Source organism: Gimesia sp. (assembly GCF_040219335.1).
Taxonomy (GTDB): Bacteria; Planctomycetota; Planctomycetia; order Planctomycetales; family Planctomycetaceae; genus Gimesia.
In genome coordinates this window covers 1-4,598 of record NZ_JAVJSQ010000032.1, presented here as the reverse complement: position 1 = coordinate 4,598, position 4,598 = coordinate 1, and the positions used below count along the sequence as shown (strand labels likewise).

The window sequence follows — 4,598 nt, the reverse complement described above, 5'->3', positions numbered from 1 at the left end:
CGCTGGACGTATACCGGCCACCGCACACAGAAACAACAGCAGATCGAACGCCCCCGCACCTGGAGAGAACTCAGGAAAACCAGGAAGCAATGGCAACAATTTGCTCTGGTGGGAAACTATTTGTAATCGGAGTTACTAGCCACCGGTGTTGTCTTCAACGTCAACCTTAATTACCGGCAGCTAGCGCTTTGCCGCTCACGGGGAAGCATGTTTGATCAAAGGGGCCTGTTTATTCAAGCTCATATTCCTCAACTAACTCTTGCTGATCTGCATCAAGGGGTACCTGGAAATACTTTGAAAGCTCAAGAGCCTCGTTCATAACCATTCTAGAGTGTTCCAATTTATTTAAATTAAAATAGCGAATTGCCTGAGACTCACAATCAATGAATAAGCACTCAATATCGTCCTTTAAACATTCATCAACCCGTGCTTTCTCAAGATAGGATTTAATAACCATCTGCTTTTGAATCGCGATACTGGCAGCGGCATACAAAGTCGCTTCCTCAAATTCTTTTCTGGACTCGCAAACCGTGATCCAACGTGACAGATCACAAACTGCACTAATTCCTGAAAGCGAATCATTTTCGACTTCTTTTTCAATTGTTTCGAGATCAGGTTCTTCTAGCAGCTCAGCCAGACGATTACCGTACATTGCTGCACGTTCCCAATCTGTATCGAATACAGCATCGTCAGCTTTTTCAATGAGCATCGAAACCTCAACCTCTCTCGCACTTGGCCTGAAATGGCAATGAGGAAACATTGATTCCAGAAGGATGATTTGATCGTTACTCACATTTGTATTACTGATGTATAATGTTTTTAAATTTGAGAGCTCTTTTAAGTTGCGAATCCCCTGCACACCGACCTGAGTATCGTTCAGATGAAGCGATTCTAATTGTGTGAGCCCTCTGAGATGCTCGAGACCACAATCACTGATTCTGGTGTGAGATAAATCTAAAAATTTCAAGTCGGGTAAGTCTCTGAAATATTCTAAAGCTGAATCACTAATCTTAGTTTTCCTCAGGCTTAAGTTTCTCAGTTGAGGCAATCGCTTCAAATAACTTAGACCAATTCCTCGTACGTCTGTAGAACTTAGATTTAATTCATAGAGATTTTCCATTTCGGTCAGATGACAGAGAGCTTTATCAGTGATCCTCGTGCACGCCAGATTTAATTCAATTAGTCTGTATGATTTTGCTAAGTGGATCATTCCTGCATCACTCACTTTTGTCTCAAATAAATTCAGTATTCTTAATTCATGAAGACCTTCTAAATAAAGCAGTCCGTCATCTGAAACTTGAGTATGACTGAGATCAAGTAAATTCAATTGTTCTAAACTTCTTAGATGAAGGAGTCCCGCATCAGAGATCGCAGTTTCACTAAGATTAAGTATACTCAGTTTAATTGACTCCTGCAGATACTTGAGTCCTGCATCAGTGATTGTCGTATTATCGAGACTTAAGACATTTAAGTGCTGCAATTTCTTTAGATGGATCAACCACTCGTCTTTGAGATTAGAATTACTTAGATCTAATTGTTCGAGTGTCAAATTCTCTCCTGCACGAACAAGATCTTCTTGCGTGACACTTTTGCCTCTTAGGCGTAAATACTGATCAGAACTGAAGAACTCAGATTTGTCGAACATAGTTTTACTCTAATCTTTGAATCATTCTTTCTACATCGGGATAAAGATACTTCCCAATTTCATCCAGCATCAGATTATTTCTGAATGATTGCTTACTTCAAATTAGCCAATGTCGATTATGCCTTCAGGAAATACACAGACTGATCAGTTAATTGATCAAACCGAAATCACTGTGCCAGACTACATAGCCTATTGCTGCCACGTTCAGGAAGATGGTCAGCCAGTAGACGACTAAGAATTTCTGTTTGCTGGATTTGTGTCGCAGCAGGCGTTGTGCGGCCAGTGCGCCGGGCCAGCCTCCTACCAGTGACATCAAGTGCAGGGTCGCTTCTGCTGTCCGCCATTTTCCCCGTTGGGCCGCTGATTTATCCCAGGCGTAGGCGATAAATGTGATCACGCTCGCGGCACCGTATGCCACCAGCGCCAGCCAGGAGAGCCGGTTGAAATAAACAGAGACCAATAGAAAGCAGATAAAGAGTACCGTAAACAGAACAGCGGGAGCGCTGCACAGACTCTTGACCAGGGACTGATCTGAAAAACGGACATGCTCCGCCTTGGGTTTACCGTCTTTGCCCGGGGTGGTTTCGTACGAAACAGGATCGCCTGTCTGCGGCCGGCGTGCAGTTCGAGTGAAAGCGCTGATGTGCACGAAGACCGCGGTGCCGTCGTCTTGGGGTGTGATAAAGCCAAAGCCTTTTTCATCATCCCAGTGTGTGATTATTCCCTGTGAACGCATTCAGATTACTTTTTGATTGGGATGTGATTTTGTTTTGAATTGTGTGTCTGGTACTGGCGACTTATTGTAGCGACTGCAGGAAACGGATTCGATGATGGCGAGTGAGTAAAACCAGGAATCGATTCCTGGTTGTATCCCGGTTGGTGGACCTTTAGGATGGATGCTTCAAATGCGTTCCGAAAACCCGCCTGTGGAGTGCCACACCATGATGCGTTTCTGTTTGCTGTTGACCGGTTGTCTTGGTTTCCTCTGTCTGGAGTCTGTCAGAAGTAATGCTGCGGAACCGGAGAAGGCCGCACCGCCGTTGCTTAAGATCTCGGCCCGGGTTGATCTGGGAGAGGATGTCGGTCAGAGCTTTGGTTCGCTGTTTGAACTGCGTGATGCGGATGGCACCGTGATTGCCGGGGCCGGGTTGATGGATGTCTACAACACCCGCTTTCGCGGCGATCGGCACACGCTGCAGTTTTATGTGAAACAGCCGGGCACGACTCCGACAGCACAGACGAAGCGATTGCCTCATCCGGATCTGGACACGGGCGTGTATCTGCTGGATTTGAATCAGACGATTTCTGCCTGGAGTGGTTATCGTCCCGGGGCGCTACGGACCTGGAATCCTGCAGCCGGGAAGTGGATCGATACGCCGGAGCCTCCCACGGGACCGGTGAGTTCCGGGGATGGCATGCAGAGAGTCGGGACCGGCGTGCTCACGTTTTCTTCCAACCGGGCGGCTTATAATGGGCGTATCATTCTTGAACCACCTGCAGAGGGACGCTATTACAACTTTTATTATGCGCAGGGATTTCTCTGTTTCTATCATGGCAAGCGGTCCGAACAGGGGGGCTTTACGAAGGTCGTGGCCTGTCCCTGGAAGCCGTCGGATGGGGGAGCGGTGGATCTGTCGCGGGCGGTAAGTATCGACTGTAAATTTGTGGGAGCGACGCCGTTCGCCTGGGGGCAGTTTCGGAATGAACTGCTCACGGTTTCGAACTGGGGGGGCGTCTATGTGTTCGACGGCAAAAAGTGGCGGACGATTCTGGAAGCCAGTGACAAAAGCAGCTACCAGGTTTATTCGATGCTGAACTTTCGGGACCGGCTGCTGCTGGCCCAGTATCCGTCGGGTGAGCTGTTTGAGTATACGGGGGGCACAGAAATCAGGCAGCTGTCCGGCTGGCCGCCCCGGCTGCCGGGTGTTTCGCCGAGTGCCCGTGAAGCCCAGACGCTGGCGATTTACCGGGGCGATCTGTTTGTGGGGGTCTGGCCCTGGGCCGAGTTGTGGCGGTACGACGCAGACGCTGACCGCTGGTTTTCTGAGGGGCGGATGTTTTCGCATCCCGAACTGACGGACAAGACGGTGCATCCTTACGAGGCGGAGGCGGTGCAACATAAGCTGGTGCTCAATCACTGGGGGCAGCGAATTACCGGACTGGTGCCGCAGGGGGGCGCGTTGATGGTCTCGACCTCTTCCAAGGGGACCTATCCCTGGTCGGATCAGTACACGTTTCTGACCGATGCACAGCGACGGGAATATGGAGCCGTGCTGGCGTTCGAGATGCCCGGGAATCTGGCAGCGCAGTTGAAATGGAAGGATCAGCCGCTGGAGCTGGAGTTTTGTATTGAACCGGGGCGACTGGTGATTCGTCAGGACGGGCAGGAGATTGGAGCGACTGCGTTTGCAGCGACGGATGTGAAGCGGTTGCAGCAGGCGCGCGTTGTCTGGGGTGAGGGCGTGTTTGGGAAGCTGAAGGGGACGGTGCAGGGAACGCGGGAGTGAGGTGCGGTTTCTCATTATACCGCATTTGCTCTTCGATTTTATGAGCGGAATGGCGCTAGCCACCGGTGCTATATTCCACGTCGACCTTGGTTACCGGCAGCTAGCGCTTTGCCGCTCACGGGGGGATGCGTCTAATCGGGGAATAGGCGCTACGGCTTATGATATCAGGTTAGATCGGTGGGCTGGTGAGGTGCGGTTTCTCACTCTAGCGCATTTGTTCTGCGACCTCCTGTTGCCTGCGGCAATCCCGGATTGCATCCGGGACCACCCGATACAGGGGGCGTTGTGGTGTCGGAGTGCGCCTCTGAAGTTGAATGCGTGTTGGCGATCATCGTTTCAACCGGGGCTAACGCCCTGCGGCTAATTTTTAGACGCGATCGGTTGGTCGGTGAGTATCGGTTAATCACTCTAGCGCATTTGTTCTGTGGTCTCCTGTTGCCTGTGGC

At 50.2% G+C, this 4,598-nt stretch carries 3 protein-coding genes; 1 reads left to right on the top strand and 2 read right to left on the bottom strand.

Going from position 1 to position 4,598, the window contains the following annotated elements:
* Positions 1 to 229: 229 nt before the first annotated feature.
* Positions 230 to 1,645, bottom strand: a complete 1,416-nt coding sequence (locus RID21_RS27325; protein ID WP_350194500.1) for a leucine-rich repeat domain-containing protein — start codon at positions 1,643 to 1,645, stop codon at positions 230 to 232.
* Positions 1,646 to 1,793: 148 nt separating this feature from the next.
* Complete coding sequence (locus tag RID21_RS27320) at positions 1,794 to 2,381, bottom strand: DUF1294 domain-containing protein (RefSeq protein ID WP_350194498.1); 588 nt, start codon at positions 2,379 to 2,381, stop codon at positions 1,794 to 1,796.
* Positions 2,382 to 2,586: 205 nt separating this feature from the next.
* Here RID21_RS27320 and RID21_RS27315 point away from each other — a divergent pair, with 205 nt between their 5' ends.
* On the top strand, positions 2,587 to 4,152 hold the full coding sequence (locus tag RID21_RS27315; protein WP_350194496.1) for a hypothetical protein: 1,566 nt from the start codon (positions 2,587 to 2,589) through the stop codon (positions 4,150 to 4,152).
* Positions 4,153 to 4,598: the final 446 nt, after the last annotated feature.

Bases quoted from the DNA above. Each gene is read 5' to 3' on its own strand.
- RID21_RS27315 (WP_350194496.1), top strand. From the start codon at position 2,587: ATGATGCGTTTCTGTTTGCTGTTGACCGGTTGTCTTGGTTTCCTCTGT.
- RID21_RS27320 (WP_350194498.1), bottom strand. From the start codon at position 2,381: ATGCGTTCACAGGGAATAATCACACACTGGGATGATGAAAAAGGCTTT.
- RID21_RS27325 (WP_350194500.1), bottom strand. From the start codon at position 1,645: ATGTTCGACAAATCTGAGTTCTTCAGTTCTGATCAGTATTTACGCCTA.